The following is an 18,061-nucleotide window of genomic DNA, read 5'->3' as shown; positions in this document are numbered from 1 at the left end:
TGTGTCGGATGTGGTCAGGCGGGCCGGTTGCGGCGGTCCAGGAAAGCGGTGATTTGCTCGGGCGTATAGCCGAGCTGTGCCAGGATCTCGGCGGTGTGCTGGCCGAGTGCGGGCGGCACGGCGTCCACGCCCGGACCATCATGTTCGTAGCGGAACCCGGCATTCAGGATGCGCAGCCCGGGGCCATCAGGGGCGCCGAGCGCCAGCAGCAGCCCCCGTTCGTCCAGATGGGGTTGGGCCAGGGCCTCGGGCAATTCGCGCACCGCGCCGGCCGGCACGCCCTCGGCGTTCAGCAGCGCTTCCCACTCGGCGGCGGTGCGGTGCGCCAGTGCGGCGCGAACCTCCGCCTGGAGTGCGTCGCCATGGCCGAAGCGCGACGCGCGGTCCCGGAACCGCGGATCGCCGACCAGGTCGGTGCGGCCGATCACCCGGCACAGCCGCTCGAACTGGTCCTGGCGCACCGCGCCCAGCGTGAGGTGGCCGGCAGCCGTCGGAAACGTATCGGCGGTCGGAGACATGCTGTAGCCGCGATTGCCTTGTTTGACGGGGCGTTTGCCCGTCAGGAGATAAGGCCCGACCATGGAGATCATCATGACCAGCGCCGCGTCGAACATCGCGACATCGACGCGTTGGCCCTGCTTGTCGCGGGTGCGCTGTAGCAGCGCGGACACCACCGCGAATGCGGCCAGCAGGCCCGAATAGGTGTCGACTGCGGGAAAGCCGACGCGTGTGGGGGCGCTGCCGGGTTCGCCGCTCAGGCTCATCATGCCGGAGGTGCTCTGGATGATCTGGTCGATGGCGGGTTGGTGGCGCGCGGCGCCGTGCTGCCCGTAACCCGAGATGGAGCAGAAGACGATGCCGGGATTGATGGCCTTGCACGCCTCGTAGCCCAGGCCGAGCCGGTCCATGACGCCTGGCCGGAAGTTTTCCATGACCACGTCCGCATCTTTTATCAGCCGGTGGGCAACCGCGACATCGTCCTGTTGCTTGAGATCGAGCACGATGGATTTCTTGCCGGCATTGACCGACGCGAACGAGGGGCCCATGCCGTCGGCATATTGAACGCCGCCGTAGTTGCGCATGGTGTCGCCCGCGGCCGACTCGATCTTGATCACTTCGGCGCCCAGCAGGCGCAGGAAATGGGTCGCTATCGGGCCGGACAGCACGTGAGTGAAGTCGACGACACGATAGCCGTGCAGGGGTTGTGACACGGTAGAGATTTCCGGACTGAGGATTAGTCGGCGACGCGAGGAAATGCGCCGGTGAAAGCCGGCTTGCGGCGTTCGTTGAAGGCGCGCTTGGCCTCGCGGCCGTCAGGTGTCAGGCCGAGGTAGCGTTGCATGGGCGCGCCGGCCTCCATGTGGGTGCTGAAACCCGCCATGTCGAGCAACAGGTTGGTGGCGTTCTTGGTATAGCGGATGGCGAGCGGCGGCAGCTCGGACAGCGCGGTGGCCAATTCGTCTACTGTGCTCTCGAAACCGTCCGCGGCCACGCAGCGGTTGATCAGGCCCCATTCCAGCGCCTGGGCTGCCGGCAGCCTGCCGCCCAACAGCGACAACTCGAGCGAGCGGGCCCGGCCCACGGTGAACAGGAAGGCGCCACCGCTATGGTTGCCGGCCTGGATTTCCCGCATCTGGAAAAATGAGGTATCGACCGCGACCACCAGGTCGCAGGCAGTCGCCAGGTAGACGCCGCCGCCAATGGCGGGGCCATTCACCCCCGCGACGACGGGCTTGAAGTTGCGCTGGATGCGTTGACGGGCCGCCACGTTCCAGCGGCCGTAGTCGTCGATGGCCATGGCGTCGGCCTGTGCCGTGAAGCGCAGGTCCTGGCCCGCGCTGAAGAAGTCGCCGGCTCCTGTGAGCACCGCGCAGCGGCAGCCGGGATCGGCCTCGACCTGGTCGAAGGCCGCCACCAGTTCCTTGAAGGTCTGCAGATCGTGGGCGTTCTTGACCTCGGGCCGGTTGATCACGATGCGCCAGATGGCACCGCGTTTGTCGATCTCGATATGTTGGCTCATGGCCTCTCCCGTGCGGCGCGCGCAAGCTCCGGGGTGGGCTGCGCGTCGTGCGGCGCATTATCTTGGCGGCCGGCCCCGCCGATCGGGAGTTTTCACATATGTGAAGCAGTTTTCATGGTTGTGAAAGGGTGCGTGTGACGGGGCGGCGGCCGTAGAGGTTTTCCCTCAATCTCGTAGCTTCGGCGGCAGCATTAATGGCTACAACACTGGAGAGGGCAAGCAGCATGGCGATCGCCATGCCGATCCCGCCTGTCCACCGTTGCAGCTGCACCGTATCGGCGACTTGCTGCTTGAGCGATTCCCCGTACAGGGCGCCGCAGATCTCTTCGACTTCTTCATCGACGAAGCCGCTCTTTGCAATGACCGCCGTCCGGTTATTTTTGCATTCGTCGGCGTCGAAGGACCACTGTCTGGACACGGCTTGTACGGTGATGGCATCCGTCTTGAACCATACCTTCGAGGTTCGCATTTGAAAGAGGGCATACGTCGACGCGCCGGGAAGGCTTGCGCCTATCAATAGGAATGCCGCAAGACAAAGCGTGATGAGCTTGAAAGCCGTATGGCGCGCAGGAGGCGCAAGCACGATTTCGCTCGAGGCCGGATCGACCCAGCGCCGCATTTTCTGCAGGCGGGAGATGTCCAGGGAATGCTTGTCGAGCCAAGCGGCCAGCTTGCCGACGTCATCCAGCGTGCCCGCCTTCAAGCGATACACGAAGCGAAACTTTTCCAGATCCCGGTTTTTCTGCAGTAGCGATTTCAAGACCGGGTCCTCGACCTCCGCCCTGCCCGCAATCAAACTCCAGATCGGGTCCAGGACGCTACGAATCAAGCTCCAACCGCAGGGTCGCCGTACGCGCGGGCGGCAAGGCCAGGCTGCGCTCGATTCTCTTTTTTCTTTCTTCCAGCGCTTTCACCAACGCCGGCACGCGCTCGGGCCGTATGCGGTCCTGCACCGCGCTCAGGCTCAACGCGGCGGCCGGTTGCCCCCGTGCGTCCCGTACCAGCACGGCGAGTCCCCGCACGCCGGTCATGACCAAGCCGTCGCTGAAGGCATAGCCGTCGGTGCGGGCGCGTGCCACGGCATCGCGCAGCGCGGCTTCGGAAACGTTCGGATAGGCCCGCAGCGGTTCGCGTATCGATTCGAATACCAGTTCGGCTTCGTCCTCGGGCATGGCGGCGATCATGATGATGCCGCCGGCTCCCACACCGAGCGGACGCCGCGTGCCGACGTCCACGGTAAAGGCCTTGATGGGATAAGGGCCCATCTTGCGCTCGATGCAGACGGTGTCGTAACCCGAGCGGACCGCCAGGAAGGCGGTATCCCCGGTTTCATCGGCCAGCGCCTGCATGTCCGGACCGCACAGCTGGCGCAGGTCAGGGCGCGCGCCCGACACGGACCAACCTAGCACTGCCATCTCCATGCCCAGCCGGTAGCGCCGGGTGCCGGGATCCTGTTCGACCAGGCCATGCTGCAGCAGCGAGCTCAGCAGGCGATGGACGGTGGGCTTGGACAGGCCGGAAGCATGCTGGAGGTCGATCAGGCGCAGGCCGGACTCGCCGGCCGACGCCAAGAGGCGCAGTATCGCGACGGCGCGGTCTACGGTCTGCGCGCCGCTGGGGTCGGATCGGGTCATGGCGCGCATCGTAGCACGCAGCTGCGCCGGTTATTCGCCGTCGAGCTTGATGCCGGTGTCGCGGACGATGTTGCTGTACAGCTCGATCTGTTGTTGCCAGAAGGTGGCCAGTTCGGCGGGCGACGATCCCACGGCGTCGGCCCCGGCATCCTTGAAGCGCTGGCGCGATTGCGGGTCCTTGGCGGCCGCCGCTACCGCCGCCGCGAGCCGGTCGAGCACAGGCCGGGGCGTGGAGGCCGGCGCATAGATGGCCACCCAGAACGGAAAGGCGTAGTCCGGGACGGTCTCGGCTACGGTAGGAACGTTGGGCAGCATCGCCGACCGTTCGGTGGTGGTTACCCCCAGCGCCCGCACCCTGCCTTCCTGGATATTGCCGATCTGCGGCGGCACGCCGTCCAGCATCATGTGGATGCGGCCGCCCAGCAGGTCCTGCAAGGCCGCGGACGTTCCCTTGTACGGCACGTGCTGCATGTTGACGCCGGCCAGGGTCTTGAACAATTCAGAGGCAAGATGGATGGCGGTGCCATTGCCGGACGACCCGTAGTTGTACTTGTCCGGATTTTTCTTGAGCAGCGCGACGAACTCCTTCATGTCCTGCGCCGGTACCTTGGGATTGATCACCATGACCAGCGGAAACTGCGCCACCAGCGATACCGGCGCGAAATCCTTGACGGGATCGAAGCCCAGGCGCTCCTTGCCGAGCAGCCCGGTGGCGACGGCCGAGGACGAATTGAAGATCAAGGTATAGCCGTCGGGCGCGGCATTGGCGACGGTCTTGGCGGCAATGGCGCCGCCTGCGCCCGCCATGTTCTCCACCACGACCTGCTGCTTGAGGTCCTCGCTCATTTTGACGGCGGCGATGCGGGCCAGCTGGTCGATGCCGCCGCCGGGAGAGAATGGCACGATCAGGCGCACGGGCCGGGTCGGAAAGGCCTCGGCCGCATGGGCCGGCAGCTGAGCGACGGCCGCCAAGGCGAGGGCGGCCGCGCAACGAGCATATCGTTTGAACATGTTTGTCTCCGTAATCGGACCGTGGGTCCGTGTCGTTGTGCGTCACGCCGCGGGGTGCGGCAGGCTGTGCGCATCCTCGACGAGGTACGCCAGCCGGCTGCGGAAAAAGGGCGCGGGTTTGAGAATCCGGCACTCCTGGGCTTGCATCAGCGGCCGCGCCTGGGTCAGAAAGGCTGTCCACTCTTCGTCGGCGAACAAGGCTTCGCGGCAGTCCATGCGCTGTTGCAAGCTGTGGTAGCCCCATAGCGTGACGGTCTGGTTCAAGGCGCCGATTTCGCCCACGTAATAGCCGAGCAATGCGGGCAGGTGGCGCAGCTGCACCGCCATGCCCTTTTGCTGGTAGAGCGCGAGGAAGGCATCCAGGTTGCCGGGGTGGAAGGTATAGAGGCGCTGTTCGACGATCATGGAGTCGTCCCCGGGTCCTGGCTGAATTTGTAGACGTGCGTGCGTTTGGCCAGCTCGGGGATGGGCATGCCGCTCTGGATGTCGTCGTAGCGCCGGGCTTCGCCCGCGGCGATTTCCTGGGCGCGTGCCAGTACGGTTTCTACCGCTTCGCGCGGAATGAAGCAGATGGCGCCTTCGTCGGCTACCACCAGGTCGCCCGGGCGCACCTGCACGCCGCGGATGCGGACAATGCCGTTGATGGCCACCGTTTCGAGCCGCCATTTGCCGGTAATGGAACTGACTCCGCGGGACCAGATAGGGAAGTCCTGCGAACGCGATTGCTCGATATCGCGGATGCCGCCATCGACGATGGCGCCGGCTTCGCCCTGGCGCTTGGCGATGGCTGCCGACAATCCGCCCATGTTGGAGATGCCGGCCACACCCTCGATAACGAGTACGTCGCCAGGCTCTGCCAGGTTGTGGGCCTCGATTTCGGCCATTTTCGAGATGCGGTCCTTCGCGCCTTTGTAGGCGTCGTCCCGCTGTTCGACATTGCGCAGCGTCAGGGCGGGCCCGGCCATCCGGCGTCCCGGGAGCGTAGGCGGCAGGTCGCAGCCCGGCACGACACTGCACAGGCCGAGCTCGTCCATGGCGTCGGAGACGGTGCCCGTCAGGTCTTCCAGCGCCAGGAAGGCGTCGATAACGGCTGGGGAATAGCGGGGGATGTCGAGTTCGCCGAAGACGGCGGCGGGCAATTTGCCGAGCGGGGTTTTACGGGTCATCGTTTTTCCTTGATATCAGGCAGCGGACGGCATGCCCGCCATTACGGTCTGGAACAGGCGCAGGAAGTTGTCGCGGGCGACGGCCTGTATGTCCGCGCGCGACAAGCCGAGGTCGGCCAGGCCGGCCAGCATGTTCTGCTGCGCCGCCAGGTCGTCGATGGGATAGCGCCACGGCCAAGTGCCGTAGACCTCGGGCTTGCGCATGAACTCCTGATAGCGCTCGGCCGGCTGGCCGGTAATGAAATCGCTGCCTATGCCGACGTGGGCGACGCCCAGGCGCTCCACCACATAGCGGATGTGCGCCACCACATCCTGCATGCCCGGGGTCTCGCCGGGCATGCGGACCAGCGGCGGCAGGTAGGTGACGCCTATGACTCCGCCGTTGGACTTCAGGGCGTCGAGCAGCGCATCGCTCTTGTTCCGGGCATTGGGGCACAAGGCATAGGCGTTGGCATGGGTGACCGCCACCGGTTGCTTCGACGCTGCAAGCACATCCAGGCCGCTACGGTCGCCGACGTGCGAAAGGTCGATGACCATGCCGAGCTCGTTCAGGACGGCTACCAGTTCGCGTCCCAGCGAAGAGAGGCCGGCATCGGCGGGCTCGGCGCAGCCATCGGCGTACAGGTTCCGGATGTTGTGGGCAACCTGCACCACCCGCACGCCCAGGGCGTGAAAAAGCTCCATCAATGTCAGGTCGCGCTCCACGCCCGGAACGTTCTGGTAGCCCAGCACGATGCCTAATTTGCCGGCGCGGCGGGCACGTTCGAAGTCTGCTGCGTTTTCCACTATGTGGACCACAGAAGACAGCGTCTGCAAGTGGGCGCGGTAGGCCGCCAGCTCGTTCAAGGCATGGCGCAGGTCCGGCACGGGATTGATGCCGCGGTAGTTGTTCAGGGTGATATGGACCGCTTCCACCCCGTGGGCGAGGCAGTCCTCGGCGTACGCGGCCGTCATGCGCGCGCCGTTCAATAAGTCGAATACCTTGATCATGCCCGGTTCCTTGTTATTGGTCCGTAATGTGGACCTATGTGCGAAAAATTCTGTTCTTTTCGCCAGGGCCTGTCGATACCCGCGTTCCGGTATCCGGACCCTTCCGCAAAAAAGCGCGCAACTGTTCCTTGCCTGTGTGCAGGAACGGCGGTTGCTCACGAACAAGATCCTCCTGGAGATCCCTATGCCCGGACTTTCACCCCCTCCCAACGTGCGCCCCGGTCAGTCCGAACCCGATCTGGCTACGAAGTCCCCCGGCGCCGGCGAGAGCGGCAATCCCGCGCCCGCCGCGGATACCGCCCCGGCATCCGCCATGTACCTCTCGATGAAAATCAAGGTCACCGTCAATGGCACCAGCCACGAACTGCGGCTCGACCCGCGCACCACGCTGCTCGATTGCCTGCGCGAGCACCTGAACCTGACCGGGACCAAGAAAGGTTGCGACCATGGCCAGTGCGGCGCCTGTACCGTCCACGTGAACGGCCGGCGCGTGAACGCTTGCCTAGTGCTGGCCGCAACGCTGGACGGGGACGAGGTCACCACGGTCGAGGACCTCGCCCGGGACGGCGAGCTGCATCCCGTGCAGGCGGCTTTCCTCGAGCATGACGCCTACCAGTGCGGCTACTGCACCGCCGGCCAGATCATGTCGGCGGCGGCGTTGTTGTCGGAGCCCTGCGGACCGGAAGATGCCGACGTGAAGGAATGCATGAGCGGCAATATTTGCCGTTGCGGGGCCTACCAGAACATCGTCGCCGCGGTGCAGCAGGTGCGCCGCGGCAGGACGTAAGGAGCCGTTATGGACGTATTTCAGCTGCGGCGGGCGGACGACATCGAGCAGGCCGTGCGTGCCGCCGCGTACGCGGAGGACCGGCAAGGCGCGCCCGTTCGTTTCCTGGCGGGCGGCACCACGTTGATCGACTTGATGAAGCTCGACGTCGAGAAGCCGGCGATGGTGATCGACATCAGCCGCCTGCCGCTCGACCGCATCGAGCCGACTTCGGACGGCGGCGTGCGCATCGGTGCAACCGTACGCAATGCGGACCTCGCGCATCACCCCTTCATCCAGGAACACTATCCGGTGCTGTCCCAGGCCTTGCTGTCGGGCGCCTCGGCCCAGTTGCGCAACATGGCCACTACGGCCGGCAATCTGCTACAACGGACACGCTGCGTGTATTTCCGCGATGTGGCGATGCCTTGCAATAAACGCGAGCCCGGCTCGGGCTGCTCGGCCATGGACGGCTACCACCGCAACCTCGCCATACTGGGGACCAGCGATGCCTGCATCGCCAGCAATCCCTCCGACATGAATGTGGCGTTGATGGCCTTGGGCGCATCCATCGACATCCAAGGTCCCGAGCATGCACGTACCGTCGGCATCGACGATTTCTTCACCTTGCCCGGCGATACGCCCCAGCGCGAAACCGTGCTCGAGCCGGGGGAGTTGATTACCCATGTGACGCTGCCCCCCCTGCCCACCGGCACCCGGTCCTGCTATCTCAAGCTGCGGGACCGCGCTTCCTACGAGTTCGCGCTGGCCTCGGCGGCCGTGGCGATGACCGTGAGCAACGGCGGTATTACCGTCGCACGCTTTGCGATGGGCGGCATCGGCACGCGGCCATGGCGGTCTCCCTCGGCCGAACTGTTGTTGACGGGCGCACCCTCGCCGGCCGTGTTCGAAGCGGCCGCCGACGAACTATTGCGCGACGCCCGGCCCCGCCCGCAGAACGCGTTCAAGGTCGAACTGGCGCGGCGATGCCTGATACACGCCCTGCACATGGCGGTCGATGGGCGAAGCATTCCGTGATGCCGCCCGGTGGCAGCGGACATCCCAGCTGGAGGACAAACGAAATGACATCGGCAACCGTTGCTCCCCCCGTTATCGGCGGCGGCTTCACGCGTGTGGAAGGGCCTCTCAAGGTGACCGGCCGCGCCCGCTATGCCGCGGACCGGACGTTTCCCGGCATGCTGCATGCCGTGCCGGTTTGCGCCACCGTAGGAAACGGACGCATTCGCCGCATCGATACGGACGTGGCCCAGGGCATGCCGGGGGTGCACAAGGTTTATACGCGCGAAAACATCGGCCACTTCCACCGGCTGCACGAAGCGGTCGCGAAGCTGGACGAATACCGGCCGCCGTTCGAGGATGATGTCATCCGCTACTACGGCCAGTACGTTGCGCTGGTCGTGGCCGAGACGCTCGAGCAAGCCATGGCCGCCGCGGCTGCCGTGCGCGTGAGCTATGAGGCGCAACCGCCGAACGTCGAGATAACGCTCGCTCCCGACGACGAGCCCGGGATCGATACCGAGCGCGGCGATGCGCCCGGCGAGTTCGCGCGGGCCGCCATCAAGATCGACCATACCTATGGCACGCCGCCCGAGACGCATAATCCCATCGAATTGCACGCCACGGTGGCGCTCTATGACGGCCACACATTCACGCTTTATGAATGCTCCCAGGGCATCGTGAATCACCGCACGGCGCTGGCCGCCATGCTGGGCGTACCGCCTGAACAGGTACGCGTGGTTACCGAGCACGTCGGCTCGGGCTTCGGCAGCAAGCTGTGGCCGTGGACCCAGTCGCCGTTGGCGGCGGCGGCCGCGCGCGATCTGGGCCGGCCTATCAAGCTGGTGGTGAGCCGCCGCATGATGTTCCACAACACCGGCCATCGCGGCAACACCCAGCAGCGCATGCGCCTGTCGGCCACGCCCGAAGGCAAGCTCACCTCGCTGCAGCACGACTACCTGTTCCACGTCGCGATGGAGGAGTATCACAAGGAGTTCTGCGGCGAAGCCACGGGCTTTCTCTACAGCACGCCCAATCTGCGTGTTACCTATGGTTCGGCTCGCAGGAACGTCGCGCCGACGACGTCCATGCGCGGGCCGGGCGCGGTGCCGGGGCTGTTCGCGGTCGAATCGGCCATGGACGAGCTGGCGGTGGAGTTGGGGATGGATCCCGTCGAACTGCGCTTGCGCAACGAACCGGAAAGGGACGAGGCGGACAACGTGCCGTTCTCGTCGCGCCATTTGCGGGAATGCCTGTTGGCCGGCGCCGAGCGTTTCGGTTGGACCAGGCGCGATCCGCGCGTGGGCGCCATGCGCCGCGGCGGCTTGGTGCTGGGCTGGGGCATGGCGGCCTGCTCGTGGCCGGCCCGGCGCCTCAAGGCCGAGGCCTCGGTGGAGCTGCGGGCCGACGGCACGGCGCGCGTGGCCAGCGCGACCCAGGACATAGGCACCGGTACCTATACCGTCATGGCGCAAATGGCGGCTTCGGCACTATCGCTGCCGCTCGAAAAGGTGGACGCGGCTCTGGGCGATACGGCATTGCCGCCCGGACCGACATCGGGCGGTTCCATGGCAACGGGGTCGCTGGTGCCGGCGGTCCTGGCCGCAGCCCGGGATGCGGCGCGCCAGGCGGTGGACTGCGCGCTGCGCGCCGGCCTGCCGGCGTTTCGGGGTTGGGCGCCGGATGCGCTGCGCGTGGGCGGGGGCCGTGTCCACGCGGCGGACCGGCCACCGTCCTCGGGAGTGCCGATCGGCGAGGTGCTACGGGCCGCCGGCTGCGACAGCGTGACCGGCCACGGCAAAGGCGATGCCAGCGAAGACGACGGCAGCTTCAAGCGCTACTCCACCCACTCGTTTGGCGCGCATTTCGTCGAGGTGACGTGGGAGCCCGCCCTCGCCCGCCTGCGCCTGGCCCGCGTCGTGACAGTGATCGATGGCGGCAAGATCATCAACGCGCGCACCGCCCGCAACCAGATCGAAGGCGCCATCGTGATGGGACTGGGCATGGGGATGCTGGAAGAGACGTCCTACGATGCCCGCAACGGCGCACCCATCAACAACAACCTTGCCGATTACATCGTGGCCACCCATGCCGATGCGCCGGAGATCGACGTGCATTTCCTGGACTATCCCGACACGGTCATCAACGAGCTGGGTGCGCGCGGGGTCGGCGAGATCGGGCTGGCTGGCGTCGCGGCGGCCATCACGTCGGCGGTCTATCACGCGACCGGGGTGCGGGTGCGCGACCTGCCGGTGAAGATCGAGGACCTGCTGGCTTCCGAGGTGCGGGCTTGAGCGCTTCGTTCCCGGCCGCGGCGGGGCCGCCCTGGAACAGCGCTACGATCGCTTGCCGCAGCCACGCATTGCCCGGCTCGTGGTCGTAGCGCTTGTGCCAGTAGACCATGACGTCGTAGCCGGGCATTTGCACCGGCGGCGAGAAGTGGCACAGTCCCCAGCGTGCGGCTACCGATAGCGCCAGGTTGCGAGGCATGATCGCAATCACGTCGGTGTTGGCCACCAGCTCCGCGATGGCCAGGAAGTGGGTAACGCGGGCGACGACCTGTCCGCTCATGCCATTGGCTGCCAGCATCCGGTCGATCAGTACCGCGTGGTTGGTCCCGGCCACGGCGGGCACGACGTGGCGGGCGCGCTTGAATTCCGCCAGGCTCAGCGTGCCGCGCGGCACGGCCGACGGGCGGGCGACGCAGGCATACACGTCCGAGAACAGCGTGTGGCTGGAGACGCCGGCGATGTCGGGATTGATCGCGCCCAGGGCCAGGTCGATGCTGCCCTTGGAGAGTTCCTGCGCGAGGTCTTCCGGACTGGCGCTGGTGGCGACGGTCTCCACGCACAGCCGCGGCGCGTGGCGCTGGAGGTGGCGGATCAGGCGCGGCATGAACGTGTGCTCGCCGATGTCGGTCATGGCGAGCCGGAACACCCGCCGCGCGGTCTCCGGCACGAACGAACCTTTTTCCAGCGTCTGTCCCAGTATCTGCAGCGCTTGCGAAACCGGCCCGATCAGCTCGTCTGCAAACGGGGTCGGTGCCACGCCCTTGGCCAGCCGCACGAACAGCGGGTCGCCGTACATGTCGCGCAGCCTTGCCAGCGCATGGCTCATGGCGGGCTGGCTCAACCCCAGCGCCTTGCCCGCCGCGGTCAGATTGCGGCTGCGGTAGATCGCATCGAACAGGTCGAGCAGATTGAGGTCCAGCTGGCGCGACAGGGGTTTGTCCATCCGCTAAGACATTCTTCTGAAGAATGAATGTGATTCAATCATTTCATTTTACATATATCTAGGCCCAACCTAAGATTCGCCCCACATCGAGTGGAGCGAGACGATGACACAAGCAAACACTGCGGACCGTCCCGGATTCGCGGAGTACGTGCTGGACGATCCGGACAGCGGCAGGTTCCTGGTCGACCGCGAGATCTACAAGGATCCGGCGCTGTTCGATGCCGAAATGGAACGCATCTTCGAGAACGGCTGGGTCTACCTGTGCCACGAAAGCGAACTGGCGCAGCCCGGCGACTACGTGACCCGCCACATGGGGCGCCAGCCGGTGGTCGTGAATCGCCGCAAGGACGGCAGTCTCGGCGCTTTCGCCAACGCCTGTTCGCACCGGGGCACGGTCGTCGCACCGCTGCGCAAGGGCTCGGCCAAGAGTTTTACCTGCCGGTTCCACGGCTGGACCTACAACGATGCCGGCCGCTGCATCAAGATCAAGAACCAGGAAACCGGCGCCTATCGCGACGATGCGGACCTGCGTGAAGGTTTCGGCCTCAAGCCCGTGCCGCGCGTGGAGTGCTACCGCGGTTTCGTGTTCGGCAGCCTGCGCGCCGACGTGCCGGAACTGACCGCGCACCTGGGCGCGGCCAAGGTCTGGATAGATCTAATGGTCGACCAGTCGCCCGACGGCCTGGAAGTGGTCGAAGGCGACGCCACCTACATCATCCGGGGCAATTGGAAGATGGGCGGGGAAAACGGCGTGGACGGTTATCACGTCAGCACCGTACACCGGGTGTTCGCCGCCACCATGGCCATGCGCGAGGAAGCGCGCGGGGACGCGGGGACGCAAAAGACCGAGGCCGGACGCATCGTGGGCCGGGTGGAATCGGGCACCGCCGATTTCGGCAATGGCCATATCGGCATCTGGGCCCGGCGTTCGTCGCCGCAGGCGGCGCCGCTTTATGAAGCGCGGGAGCGGCTGCTGAGCGAGTTCGACGAGCGCAAGGTGGACTGGATGGTCGGCATGGGCCGCAATCTCTACCTGTTCCCCAACATGCTGCTGTTCGACCAGCCGTCCACCCAGATCCGTACGCTGCGGCCGCTATCGCCGGATCGCACCGAAGTCCGCATCCAGTGCGTCGCGCCCCGTGGCGAGAGCGTGCAGGCCCGTGCCTCGCGACTGCGCAAGTTCGTCGATTTCTACCTCCCGACCGGAATGGCCACTTCGGACGACATCGCGGCGCTCGAGGACACGGCCATCGGCGGCGAAGCGCGGCTCAGCCGCTGGAACGACTACGGTCGCGGCGAAACGGCCACCCGCCCGGGCACCGAGTGCCGCTCGCTGCTGGATATCGGCTGCGAGGCTGTGGCGGCGTCCGACAACTGGGATCACGAAGCTTTCTACCAGGGCTACTACCGCCACTGGCTGCGGATGATGAAAGAGGAGCGGGGCTGATGTCTGCCGATACCGATTTGTACGTGCAGGTCAGCACCCTGCTGGCCAAGGAAGCCCTCTACCTGGACGAAAAGAACTGGGATGCCTGGCTGGACCTGTTCGCGCCGGACGTGGAGTACTTCGTGCCGGCCTGGGTGTCCGAGGACGCCGTGACCACCGATCCCCGCACGCAGTTGTGCCTGATGTACATGGATTCGCGGCTGGGCCTGGAAGAGCGGATCTTTCGTATCCGCAGCCGGGACTCTTTCGCGTCGCTGCCGCTGGACCGGACCTCGCACCAGACCACCAATATCGTGATTACGGCGCAGGCTGGCGACGAGGTCCAGGCTAGTGCTTCCTGGCTGGTTCATTGCGTGGGGCCGCGCGGCGATGCGACCCGCGGCGGGCGCTATTACTACACATTGCGGCGCCTGGACGGCCAGTGGAAGATCGCCCGCAAGCACATCGTGATGATCGACGAAAAGATCGAAGGCACCATCGACGTCTATCACATCTAGGGCCGGCTCATGCATTCCATTACCGCGATTTACGAGGACGGCCGCGCAGTCAGCTTTCCGGCCCGGCCCGGCGAAGTGGTCTACCAGGCGGCCTACCGCGCCTCGGTGCACTTGGCCCATGATTGCCTGGAGGGGGCATGCGGCGAGTGCAAAGCCTGGTGCACGGCGGGCGAGTTCGACCTCGACGATTACAGCGACGAGGCCCTGTCCACCGACGAGCGCGAGCAGGGGCAGACCCTGCTTTGCAAGATGGTGCCGCGCACCGCCTGCGTGGTGGAGCTGCCCTATCCGTCCGGCTTGCACGGCGCGCCAGCGCCGGCCTGGGGCGAAGCGCGGCTGATCGACGTGGCGCCGGTGTCGTCGAGCGTGGTTCGCACGCGGCTCGAAACCGCCCAGCCGGTCGGGTTCCTGCCGGGGCAGTACGTCAACCTGCAGGTTCCCGATACCGGCGTCTCGCGCGCCTATTCCTGCGCCAACCGGCCGGGCGACACCGTCCTCGAATTCTTCCACAAGCTGGTGCCGGACGGTGCGATGAGCGGCTACCTTACAAGGCGTGCGTCAGCCGGCGACACCTTGAAGATCAGTGCGCCGGCCGGGCACTTCTACCTGCGCCAGAACGACCGGCCGCTGTTGATGGTGGCTGGCGGCACCGGGCTGGCGCCCTTCCTGTCCATGTTGCGCGCGATGGCGCTGCAGCCCGAACCCCGGCCGGTCCGCTTGCTTATCGGCGTGAACGACGCTTCGGAGTTTTTCGCCGAGGCCGAGCTGGCGGATCTCGGCGGCCGGCTGCCGCTGACTGTGGAGCGGATTGCCGCATCGGACCAGGGTTGGCATGGGCCGGTCGGCTACGCGACCGCCTTGTTGCGCGACGAGTTGCTCGCGGATGCGCCGGATGCCTATTTGTGCGGACCCCCGGCAATGATCGAGTCCTGCTCGCAGTGGCTGGCTGCACATGGCGTCGACCGGCGCCGGATACGGGCCGAGAAATTCCTGCCATCGAATTCATCGTCGTAAGGAAGGACCCGGCGGCATGCATGGCCGCTGGCTGTGCCAAACGCGGCTTCACGCCGCGAACAACATTGGAGACAAGCCATGAACAAGCCCGTTTTGCCGTTCCGCCTCAGGCGTGCCGCCTGTTCCCTGCTGGCAGGCTGCCTGCTGGCGGCGCCGCTCGCCGCCGGCGCCAAAGAAGAAGCGTGGCCCAGCAAGCCGATCCGTATCATCGTGGCCTTCGCACCCGGCGGACTGACCGACATCATCGCCCGCACGCTGCAGCCGCAGTTGAGCGAGGCTTTCGGGCAGCCGGTCATCATCGAGAACCGCCCCGCCGCCGGCGGCACCATCGCCGAAGGCGCGCTGGCGCGCTCCGAGCCTGATGGCTATACGCTGCTGATGACGGCCGATGGCGTGCCGGCCAACCCCCACCTGTACAAGGGACTGTCATACGACATGTTCCGCGACCTGCAGCCGGTCAGCCAGCTGGTGCGCATTCCGCTGGCGCTGCTGGTCAATCCCGCGCTGCCAGTGAAGTCGGTCAAGGAACTGGTGGCGTTTGCCGCGGCCGCGCCGGGCAAGTATTCCTACGCCAGCCCGGGCGCCGGCACCAGCAACCACCTGTTCTTCGAAGTGTTCAAGGACATGACCCGGATAGACATGGTCCATGCGCCCTACAAAGGCGGCAGCCCCGCCATGACCGACCTGGTGGGCGGGCATGTGCAGGCGCTGCTGATTTCCGGCACGCTGGCCGCGCCCCAGGTGCAAGGCGGCAAGGTCCGCGCGCTGGCGGTGACCAGCAGCAAGCGCGTGGAGTCCATGCCGGACGTCCCGACCTTCGCGGAAGCCGGCTATCCCGAGTTCAACCCCCATCAATGGACCGGCCTGTTCGTTCCCGCAGGCACCCGGCCGGACGTGGTCGCGCGCATACATGCGGCCTTCTCCAAGGCGACGCGCGCGCCCGACGTGGTGGCCCGGCTCAAGGAACTGTCGGCCGAGCCCATCATGACTTCGCCCGAGGAGTTCAAGCGCAACCTGAAGAAGGACTACGACATGCTGGGGGCGCTGATAGAAAGCAAGGGCATCACGCGCTAGGCGCCGCGGCCAGCTCCCTGAGCCTGGCCTTCGAGATCTTGCCGACGCCTATGCGAGGGAAGTCGTCCACGAACACGACGTCGCGCGGCACCTTGTACTTGGCCAGCTCCTTCCGGCAAGTCTCGATGATGGCCTCCGACAGCCCCGCCGGCGCGCCACCGCCGGCTGCCAGCCGCACGAAGGCCACCGGCACCTCGCCATAGGCGGGATCGGGCCGGCCGACTACCGCCACCTCGCCTACCTCGGGCACGCTTCGGATGACCCGCTCGATTTCGGCCGCCGAGACGCCCTCGCCGCCCACCTTGAGCAGGTCCTTGGCGCGGTCGCCGAACTGGATCGAGCCGTCGTCGTGCAGCAGCACGCTGTCGCCTGTCTTGAAGTAGCCGTCGTCGTCGAAGGCATCCCGGGTCGCCTGCGCATTGCCGAAGTACTCGGCAAACAGCGTGACGCCGGGGATGCCGCGGATGAGCAGGTGGCCGCGCTCGCCCGGCCGGCAGTCACGGCCGCGGTCGTCGACGATGCGCACGCCGTAGCCCGGCGAGGCCCGGCCAATGGCGCCCGCGCGGGGCGGCGACCAGGGATCGGTAACGATGCCTTGCGCCACCATCTCGGTCATGCCCCATGCGCCCATCATCTTCAGGCCAAAGTGCGTCTCGTGCTCGGGCTGCCATAGCGCGTTGCACCACTGCCGGAATGCGTGGCCGGGCGGGGCCGGCATGCCGGCCAGCACATTGGCGCTGAAGATGACATGCGACCCGACCGTCGAACGGTGCTCGAGGGCGACGGGCCAATAGCGGCTGGCCGAGAAGCGCGGCTGCAGCACCACGCTGGCCCCGGCCCACAGCGCGGGAAAGACGGACCAGGACAGGCCCACCACATGGAACAGCGGCAGGAACACCTGGTAGATGTCGTCGCTCCGCAGGCCCTGCTGCAGGGCGCCCAGCCTGCCTGCCCACAAGGCATTGGCGTGGGTCCACAGCACGCCCTTGGGCCGCGAGGTCGTGCCGCTGGTAAACAGCACGGAAAGCGGTGCGGCGGCGTCGGGGGTGCGCGCGGGCGCAGGGTTGCCCAGCAGGCGGGCGTAGCGTTCTTCGGGCGGGGGGGCCGTAGCCGGATCCGCGGGTTGGCCGGCGTCGTCCTCGGTCACGGCCAGCCATGCGAGTCCGCCGCAATGGCTGCGGACCTTGTCCGCGAACTTCGGTTGCGTGATCGCGCCACGGGAGCCGGTCAACTCGGCGAAGTAGGCCAGCTCCGGTCCGGCCGCCATGGCATTGGTAGGTACGCAGACCGCACCCAGGTGGGCACAGGCGAAATAGGTCAACAGGAACGCCGGGCAATTCTCCAGGTGCATCAGCACCCGGTCCCCGGCGCCTATGCCGCGTGCCTGCAAGCCGCCGGCCAGGCGGGCGGCCTGGTCGGCGAACTCGGCATAGGTCCAGGTGCGCGAGACGCCGGGCTCCGGCGCCCAGATCAGGAACGGGTGGCGCGAGCGCTCGGTCGCTTTCCGGGCAAGCAGGGTCGCCAGGTCCTGGCCGGCGAATTGAAGCAGGGCATCCTGGCGGGTCATGGCGCGGGGTCCCAAGAACCGTGCTCGAGCCAATGCTCGAGCATCCATAGGCGGTCCACGCCCCATATGGGCTGGCCGTCCACGATGAAGAAAGGCACGCCGAACACTCCGGCGGCAACGGCGCGGTCCACTTCTTCCCTGAGCCGCGTCTTGATCTGGGGCGACTCCATGCCGTCGCGCAGCGCGGCCACGTCCAGGCCCAGCAGGGCTGCCTCGTGAAGCACGGCTTCGGCCGTGGAGATGTCTTCGCCGCGCGCCCATAGCCTTGCACAAATGCTGCGGGCGAAGCGGGCGGCCTCTGCCGCATCCCGTTCCTTGAGCCAGAGGAAGGCGCGCAGCGCACGGATGGGCGAGACCTCCGGATGGCGGAGCTCGCATATCGGGACGCCCAGCAGCCGCGCCATCCGGTTCTTATCCTGGCGCGAGTAGTCGCCTTTGAGCGGCGTGGCCGGCACCGGCTTGAGTCCCATGACCTGCAGGACCGTGACGCTCAATAGCACCGGCCGCCAATCCACCTGCCGGCCGTAGCGCGCGGCCAATTCCTCGATCTGCGTCGAGGCCAGGTAGCCGTAGGGAGAGATAGGATCGAAATAGAAGGCGATGGGCGAAGGCTGGTCCATACCG

General features: G+C 66.5%; 18 protein-coding genes. 7 read left to right on the top strand and 11 right to left on the bottom strand.

Translation table 11 applies throughout. From position 1 onward, the window contains the following. Nucleotides 1–14: 14 nt before the first annotated feature. The 8 genes from QHC78_RS10695 to QHC78_RS10660 all read right to left on the bottom strand — a co-directional run bounded on the left by QHC78_RS10695 (nucleotide 15) and on the right by QHC78_RS10660 (nucleotide 6,821). On the bottom strand, nucleotides 15–1,211 hold the full coding sequence (locus QHC78_RS10695; protein ID WP_319744263.1) for a CaiB/BaiF CoA transferase family protein: 1,197 nt from the start codon (nucleotides 1,209–1,211) through the stop codon (nucleotides 15–17). A 23-nt stretch (nucleotides 1,212–1,234) separates the two neighbouring features. Further along, nucleotides 1,235–2,020 carry an enoyl-CoA hydratase/isomerase family protein gene (locus tag QHC78_RS10690; RefSeq protein ID WP_319744261.1) on the bottom strand — a complete coding sequence of 262 codons (786 nt, stop codon included), beginning with the start codon at nucleotides 2,018–2,020 and terminating at the stop codon, nucleotides 1,235–1,237. Between the two features lie 112 nt (nucleotides 2,021–2,132). Further along, the gene (locus QHC78_RS10685; RefSeq protein ID WP_319744259.1) at nucleotides 2,133–2,849 is read right to left on the bottom strand and encodes a DUF6216 family protein; all 717 of its coding nucleotides are present in this window, start codon (nucleotides 2,847–2,849) and stop codon (nucleotides 2,133–2,135) included. Continuing rightward, a complete protein-coding gene (locus QHC78_RS10680) occupies nucleotides 2,839–3,654 on the bottom strand; it encodes an IclR family transcriptional regulator (RefSeq protein ID WP_319744257.1) in 816 nt (271 codons plus the stop codon). Before QHC78_RS10680 ends, QHC78_RS10685 begins: the two co-directional genes overlap by 11 nt. A 30-nt stretch (nucleotides 3,655–3,684) precedes the next feature. Further along, complete coding sequence (locus QHC78_RS10675; protein ID WP_319744255.1) at nucleotides 3,685–4,665, bottom strand: Bug family tripartite tricarboxylate transporter substrate binding protein; 981 nt, start codon at nucleotides 4,663–4,665, stop codon at nucleotides 3,685–3,687. 42 nt (nucleotides 4,666–4,707) lie between these two features. Further along, nucleotides 4,708–5,070, bottom strand: coding sequence for an NIPSNAP family protein (locus QHC78_RS10670; protein ID WP_319744253.1), 363 nt, complete (start codon nucleotides 5,068–5,070; stop codon nucleotides 4,708–4,710). Further along, nucleotides 5,067–5,831 carry an RraA family protein gene (locus QHC78_RS10665; RefSeq protein WP_319744251.1) on the bottom strand — a complete coding sequence of 255 codons (765 nt, stop codon included), beginning with the start codon at nucleotides 5,829–5,831 and terminating at the stop codon, nucleotides 5,067–5,069. Before QHC78_RS10665 ends, QHC78_RS10670 begins: the two co-directional genes overlap by 4 nt. Nucleotides 5,832–5,846: 15 nt before the next feature. Further along, entirely contained in the window at nucleotides 5,847–6,821 is a 975-nt protein-coding gene (locus tag QHC78_RS10660) for a dipeptidase (protein WP_319744249.1), read from the bottom strand. A gap of 184 nt (nucleotides 6,822–7,005) precedes the next feature. Between QHC78_RS10660 and QHC78_RS10655 the strand changes: the two genes are divergently transcribed. The 3 genes from QHC78_RS10655 to QHC78_RS10645 are packed head-to-tail and all read left to right on the top strand — an operon-like array spanning nucleotide 7,006 to nucleotide 10,898. Continuing rightward, nucleotides 7,006–7,608, top strand: a complete 603-nt coding sequence (locus QHC78_RS10655; protein ID WP_319744247.1) for a (2Fe-2S)-binding protein — start codon at nucleotides 7,006–7,008, stop codon at nucleotides 7,606–7,608. Nucleotides 7,609–7,617: 9 nt separating this feature from the next. Beyond that, on the top strand, nucleotides 7,618–8,625 hold the full coding sequence (locus tag QHC78_RS10650; RefSeq protein ID WP_319744245.1) for an FAD binding domain-containing protein: 1,008 nt from the start codon (nucleotides 7,618–7,620) through the stop codon (nucleotides 8,623–8,625). A gap of 44 nt (nucleotides 8,626–8,669) precedes the next feature. Further along, the gene (locus tag QHC78_RS10645) at nucleotides 8,670–10,898 is read left to right on the top strand and encodes a xanthine dehydrogenase family protein molybdopterin-binding subunit (RefSeq protein ID WP_319744243.1); all 2,229 of its coding nucleotides are present in this window, start codon (nucleotides 8,670–8,672) and stop codon (nucleotides 10,896–10,898) included. Here the strand turns inward: QHC78_RS10645 and QHC78_RS10640 are convergent. Beyond that, nucleotides 10,807–11,838, bottom strand: a complete 1,032-nt coding sequence (locus tag QHC78_RS10640; protein WP_319744241.1) for a LysR family transcriptional regulator — start codon at nucleotides 11,836–11,838, stop codon at nucleotides 10,807–10,809. The two genes, QHC78_RS10645 and QHC78_RS10640, sit on opposite strands and share 92 nt — an antisense overlap. 103 nt (nucleotides 11,839–11,941) lie before the next feature. Between QHC78_RS10640 and QHC78_RS10635 the strand changes: the two genes are divergently transcribed. The 4 genes from QHC78_RS10635 to QHC78_RS10620 all read left to right on the top strand — a co-directional run bounded on the left by QHC78_RS10635 (nucleotide 11,942) and on the right by QHC78_RS10620 (nucleotide 15,870). Next, complete coding sequence (locus tag QHC78_RS10635; protein WP_319744239.1) at nucleotides 11,942–13,285, top strand: aromatic ring-hydroxylating oxygenase subunit alpha; 1,344 nt, start codon at nucleotides 11,942–11,944, stop codon at nucleotides 13,283–13,285. After that, nucleotides 13,285–13,782 (top strand): aromatic-ring-hydroxylating dioxygenase subunit beta, encoded by a 498-nt coding sequence (locus QHC78_RS10630; RefSeq protein ID WP_319744237.1) that lies wholly within the window; start codon nucleotides 13,285–13,287, stop codon nucleotides 13,780–13,782. The genes QHC78_RS10635 and QHC78_RS10630 overlap by 1 nt, the downstream gene beginning before the upstream one ends. A gap of 9 nt (nucleotides 13,783–13,791) precedes the next feature. Then, nucleotides 13,792–14,796 (top strand): FAD-binding oxidoreductase, encoded by a 1,005-nt coding sequence (locus QHC78_RS10625; RefSeq protein WP_319744235.1) that lies wholly within the window; start codon nucleotides 13,792–13,794, stop codon nucleotides 14,794–14,796. A 78-nt stretch (nucleotides 14,797–14,874) separates the two neighbouring features. After that, nucleotides 14,875–15,870, top strand: coding sequence for a Bug family tripartite tricarboxylate transporter substrate binding protein (locus QHC78_RS10620; RefSeq protein WP_319744233.1), 996 nt, complete (start codon nucleotides 14,875–14,877; stop codon nucleotides 15,868–15,870). Here the strand turns inward: QHC78_RS10620 and QHC78_RS10615 are convergent. After that, nucleotides 15,860–17,437: a class I adenylate-forming enzyme family protein gene (locus QHC78_RS10615; protein ID WP_319744231.1), complete on the bottom strand. Its 1,578-nt coding sequence runs from the start codon at nucleotides 17,435–17,437 to the stop codon at nucleotides 15,860–15,862. The two genes, QHC78_RS10620 and QHC78_RS10615, sit on opposite strands and share 11 nt — an antisense overlap. Beyond that, nucleotides 17,434–18,057 (bottom strand): 2-hydroxychromene-2-carboxylate isomerase, encoded by a 624-nt coding sequence (locus QHC78_RS10610; protein ID WP_319744230.1) that lies wholly within the window; start codon nucleotides 18,055–18,057, stop codon nucleotides 17,434–17,436. Before QHC78_RS10610 ends, QHC78_RS10615 begins: the two co-directional genes overlap by 4 nt. Nucleotides 18,058–18,061 lie beyond the last annotated feature (4 nt).

Origin of the sequence: Pigmentiphaga sp. (genome assembly GCF_033795525.1) — a bacterium.
Taxonomy (GTDB): Bacteria; Pseudomonadota; Gammaproteobacteria; order Burkholderiales; family Burkholderiaceae_B; genus Pigmentiphaga.
The sequence above is the reverse complement of the archived record's forward strand: the minus strand, read 5'-3'. Positions and strand labels throughout refer to the sequence as shown.